Source organism: Ramlibacter sp. (assembly GCF_028292805.1).
GTDB lineage: Bacteria > Pseudomonadota > Gammaproteobacteria > Burkholderiales > Burkholderiaceae_C > Ramlibacter.
Genome location: NZ_JAQGLS010000258.1, coordinates 1 through 4122 on the forward strand (window position 1 = coordinate 1; position 4122 = coordinate 4122).

Here is a 4122-nt window from a genome sequence, read left to right on the forward strand (position 1 = left end):
CCGCCCGCGGCGTGATCTTCACCGTGGTGCCGACCAACTCCTACTACCTGCGCACGCTGGCGCCGGAGCGCTGGGCGCTGGACCACCCGATCCGCCGCATGCCGGGGCTGGGCCTGCGCATCCACCCGAACACCGACGACCCGACGCTGCACCAGGTCACGCCGACGCAGGCCTGGCTGATGATGGTGCGCGACTTCGGCTTTTCCATCGACGATCTGCGCGGCTTCATGATGAACGGCCTAGCTGCCGCCTGGATCGACCCCGCCCAGCAGGCCCGCTGGCGCGCCCTCTGGGGCGCCGAATTCGACGCCCTGCGGGCGCGCCACCTGCCCGATTCCATTCCCCTCGAAAGCTGACCATGGTTCCCTTCAAACTCCTGCTGCCGCTGGCGGCGCTGCTGCCGTCACTCGCCCTGGCCCAGGGCCAGTGGCCCGGCGGCAAGGCGATCACCCTGATCGTTCCCTACACCGCGGGCGGCAGCGTCGACGCCAACGCCCGGCTGGTGGCGCAGCGCTTGTCCGAGCGGCTCAAGCAGTCGGTGGTGATCGACAACGTGGCCGGCGCCGGCGGCGCGGTCGGCCTGGCCAAGGCGGCCGCCGCCGCGCCCGACGGCTACACGCTGGTGGCGGGCACCGACAGCGCGATGGCGATCGCCCCGCTGATCAACCCCGCTGCCTACCGCTTCAACCCGCTGCAAGGGCTGGCGCCGGTGGCCATGCTCAACACCGCGCCGATGGTGCTGGTGGCCGGCCCGCGCCTGCCGGTCAAGACGTACGCCGAGTTCCTGGCCCAGGCCAGGGCCAAGCCCGGGCACCTGACCTATGCCACCTCCGGCGTCGGCACCGTGCTGCAGCTGGCGATGGAACTGCTCAAGGAGCGCAGCGGCATCTTCGTCACCCACGTGCCGTACCGCGGCGGCGCCCAGATCGTCAGCGACGTGATCGGCGGTCAGGTCGACAGCGCCATGCTGATCAGCACCACGGCGATTCCGCAGGTGGCCTCCGGCCGGCTGCGCGCGCTGGGCGTGACCGGCCCGACCCGCCTGGCGGCGCTGCCGCAGGTGCCGGCCCTGGCCGAGATGCCGGGCCTGAAGGGCTACTCGATGGTGAGCTGGACCGGGCTGTTCGCGCCGGCCGGCACCCCGCCGGCCATCGTCCAGCGCCTGAACGAGGAACTCAGTGCCGTGCTGAAGGAGCCGGACGTCGCCGCCAAGCTGCGCGAGCAAGGCGCGGTGCCCGGCACCGGTTCGGCCGACGACCTCGGCCGCTTCGTGCGGGCCGAGTCGGAGCGCTACGGCAAGATCGTGCGCAGCGCCAACATCAAGGAATGAGCGTCGCACCATGAACCGCCTGGACACCGAGCTGCACCGGCTCTACCCGGCGCCCGCGGCGCCGGGCCAGGTGCGGGCGATGGTGCTGGAGCTGGCGCGGCCGGCCAGCTGGGAGGCCTTGTCCCGGGTCTGGCAAGGCGTGCAGGCCGAGCTCGAGCTGCCCGCACCGGCCATCGCCGTCTCCGGTGTCGACGGCTACCAGCTCTGGTTCTCGCTGGCGCACGCGGTACCGGCCGCCGAAGCCGCCAACTTCCTTGAGCAGCTGCGCCGGCGCTACCTGGCCGACATCGCGCCGGAGCGGCTCGCGCTGCATCCGTTCCAGGGCGCCGCCGTGACGCCGCCGCCGGTCGAGGCCAGGCCCGGGAATTGGTCCGCCTTCCTGGCGCAAGACCTGGCCGCCCTGTTCGTCGAGGAGCCGTGGCTGGACCTGCCGCCCGGCCTGGACCAGCAGGCCGAGTTGCTGTCGCGCCTGACCAGCATCAAGCCGGCCGAACTGGGACGCGCGCTGGCCCGGCTGCTCGCCACGCCCGAGGCGGCGCAAGCCCCGCAGGCCGCCGCCGGCGGCGCGGCAACGACCCCGAAAGCCTTCTTGCTCGAGGTGATGAACGACCGCGCCGCCCCGCTGGCGCTGCGCATCGAGGCGGCCAAGGCGCTGCTGCCATACTTGGACGATCCCCATTGACGCCGTCCCGCCCACCGCCTTGACCCTGCCGCCCGCCTCCCCCCAGCCGCCGATCCTGAAGACGCTCCCGAACGGGGTGCGGCTGCTGGCGATCCCCCTGCCCCACGTGCAAAGTGCCAGCGTCGGCGTGTTCCTGCGGGTGGGGTCGCGCGACGAGACGCCGGCCACCAGCGGCATCAGCCACGTGCTGGAGCACATGGCCTTCAAGGGCACGGCCAGCCGCACGGTGCAGGCCATCAACCTGGACGCCGAGCGACTGGGCGCCGACGTCAACGCCTACACCAGCAAGGACACCACCGGCTACTTCATGACCGGCCTGGGCCGGCATGCCGAGCGCTTTTTGACGATGACGGCCGACATCGTCCTGAACAGCACCTTTCCCGAAGTCGAACTCAAGCGCGAGCTGGAGGTGATCCGGCAGGAAGCGATCGAGTACGCCGAAGATCCCGAGGAAAGCTCCAGCGAACTGCTGGACCGCGCGCTCTGGGGCGAGCACCCGATGGGAATGCCGGTGATCGGCACCCTGGAGAACATCGAGCGCTTCAACCGCGACGACCTGGTGGCGCACGTGCGCTCGCACTACGTCGCCAACAAGACGGTGGTCGCCGCGGCCGGCAACTTCGACGTGGACGCTTTCCTGGCGTTGGCCGAACAGCTGTTCGCCGGCATGCCGCAGGCCGCCGACGCCCAGCCGCCGGCGCCGCCGGCCTTCGTTGGCAGCGCCATGGGCCGGCGCTTTGCCCAGGTGTCGCAGGTGTTCGTCAACCTGGCCTGGCCGATCGCCCCGGCAGCGGCGCAAGAGTTGCCGCAGCAGCGCTGGCGGCTGGCCGCAGCTATGGCCGCGACCCTGTTTGGCGGCGGCATGTCGGCGCCGCTGACCGACACCGTGCGCGAGCGGCTGGGCCTGGCCTACACCGCGGAATCGACCTCGGAACACGGTGATGCCTGGTTCAACTTCGTGGTCCATGCCATCACCACCCCGGACAAGCTGGAGCAGTTGATGACGGCCACCGGCGGGCTGCTGCGCGAGCATGCGCGCGCGATCGACCCGGTGCACCTGGAGCGGGCCAAGAACCAGCTGGCGGTGGCGCGCGTGCGATCGGCCGAGCGCACCTACGCCACGATGGAGCGCGCGATCGAGGAGCTGTTCGTGCGTGGCACGATCACCTCGACCGAAGAGACCATCGCGCTGATCGAATCCATCACCGCCGACGAAGTGCGCGCCGTGTTCGAGCGCATGCTGCAGGCCGCGCCGGCGCTGGCGATCACCGGCAAGGCCGCCACCGCCAAGGCGGCCAAGCAGCTGGCGGCGACGCTGGCCGCAGCCTCGGCGTGACGAACCAGCCTGCGCCGTGACCGCGGCTTCGGCCTCGACCGCCTGCTGCCCGGCGCGGTAGCACGCGTCCCGCGCCTGGCCGGCCAGGCTCGCCGGTGCTGTCGTTCCAGCGCGTGCCGGGCGGCGCTTCGCGCGGCAGCGGCCCAGGTAGCTCACCAGCGCGTCGACCCCTTTCGGGCTGTGTGCTGGTTCAAGCGCGCCACGTCCGAGTTGGGCTCGCCGTAGGCTTCGTTCCAGCGCAGGCCCGACGTCATGGAAAAGCTCCATGGTGTCTCCTCCTCTTTGTTGTCGTCGCGTCGGTCAGAAGATCGACAGCCCGGTCCTGGCGGCGAACAGTTCCAGCGCCTTCATCCCCAGCAGCGAGTTGCCGCTGGGCTCCAGTGCCGGCGACCACACGCACAAGGTCAGGCGGTCCGGCACCACGGCCACGATGCCGCCGCCGACGCCGCTCTTGCAGGGCAGCCCGATGCGGAAAGCGAACTCGCCCGCGGCATCGTAGGTTCCGCAAGTCAGCATCAGCGCATTGACGCGGCGCGCCTGTCGCTCGGTCAGGATCTGGTTGCCCGTGAAGGGGTGGATGCCGTCGCGACACAGGAAGCCGGCGGCGCGCGCCAGTTGCAGGCAGCTCATTCGCACCGCGCAGTGGTGGAAGTACACGTCCAGCACGGCGGCCACGTCGTTGTCGATGCGGCCGAAGCTTTTCATGAAGTTCGCAAGCGCGATGTTGCGAAAGCCGGAGGCGCTCTCCGATGCCGCAACCTCCTCGTCGAACGC

Annotated in this window: 4 protein-coding genes and 1 pseudogene; 4 read left to right on the top strand and 1 reads right to left on the bottom strand. The window is 70.9% G+C overall.

Translation table 11 applies throughout. The features are described from left to right. The 4 genes and pseudogenes from JWP65_RS15990 to JWP65_RS16005 all read left to right on the top strand — a co-directional run. Positions 1–356, top strand: a pseudogene (locus JWP65_RS15990) (adenosine deaminase); the annotation flags it as partial. Between the two features lie 2 nt (positions 357–358). Further along, positions 359–1330, top strand: coding sequence for a tripartite tricarboxylate transporter substrate binding protein (locus JWP65_RS15995; RefSeq protein ID WP_299765467.1), 972 nt, complete (start codon positions 359–361; stop codon positions 1328–1330). Positions 1331–1340: 10 nt separating this feature from the next. After that, positions 1341–2012 carry a hypothetical protein gene (locus tag JWP65_RS16000; RefSeq protein WP_299765470.1) on the top strand — a complete coding sequence of 224 codons (672 nt, stop codon included), beginning with the start codon at positions 1341–1343 and terminating at the stop codon, positions 2010–2012. A gap of 19 nt (positions 2013–2031) precedes the next feature. Further along, a complete protein-coding gene (locus JWP65_RS16005; RefSeq protein ID WP_299765472.1) occupies positions 2032–3348 on the top strand; it encodes a pitrilysin family protein in 1317 nt (438 codons plus the stop codon). A gap of 300 nt (positions 3349–3648) precedes the next feature. Here JWP65_RS16005 and JWP65_RS16010 read toward each other — a convergent pair. Next, the coding region (locus JWP65_RS16010; RefSeq protein ID WP_299765474.1) for a glutaminase at positions 3649–4122 on the bottom strand (474 nt) is incomplete at its 5' end.

What these genes read in the sequence shown, in the direction of transcription:
- JWP65_RS15995 (WP_299765467.1), top strand. Translation starts at nt 359, where the DNA reads ATGGTTCCCTTCAAACTCCTGCTGCCGCTGGCGGCGCTGCTGCCGTCA.
- JWP65_RS16000 (WP_299765470.1), top strand. Translation starts at nt 1,341, where the DNA reads ATGAACCGCCTGGACACCGAGCTGCACCGGCTCTACCCGGCGCCCGCG.